General features: G+C 45.4%; 1 protein-coding gene. It reads left to right on the top strand.

Annotated elements, in window-relative coordinates; genetic code table 11:
• The coding region (locus tag C1G49_RS00015) for a MucBP domain-containing protein (protein WP_193433986.1) at positions 1-509 on the top strand (509 nt) is incomplete at both ends.

The following is a 509-nucleotide window of genomic DNA, read 5'->3' as shown; positions in this document are numbered from 1 at the left end:
AAAGTAGAAACACCTGCTAAGAAGGTTGTGACAAACCACGTTGACGAAAATGGTAACCCAATTGCACCGCAAGAAGAGGGAACAACACCTAACAAGTCAATCCCAGGCTACGAGTTCACAGGTAAGACTGTAACAGATCCAGATGGTAACACCACTCACATCTACCGCAAGGTTGAAACACCTGCTAAGAAAGTTGTGACAAACCACGTTGACGAAAATGGTAACCCAATTGCACCGCAAGAAGATGGTACAACACCTAACAAGTCAATCCCAGGATACGAGTTCACAGGTAAGACTGTAACAGATCCAGATGGTAACACAACTCACATCTACCGCAAGGTTGAAACACCTGCTAAGAAGGTTGTGACAAACCACGTTGACGAAAACGGTAACCCAATTGCACCGCAAGAAGAGGGTACAACACCTAACAAGTCAATCCCAGGCTACGAGTTCACAGGTAAGACTGTAACAGATCCAGATGGTAACACAACTCACATCTACCGCAAGGT

Origin of the sequence: Streptococcus suis (assembly GCF_002960625.1) — a bacterium.
Lineage (GTDB): Bacteria > Bacillota > Bacilli > Lactobacillales > Streptococcaceae > Streptococcus > Streptococcus suis_T.
Note: the sequence above shows the minus strand (reverse complement) of the source record. Positions and strands in the feature narration are given on the sequence as shown.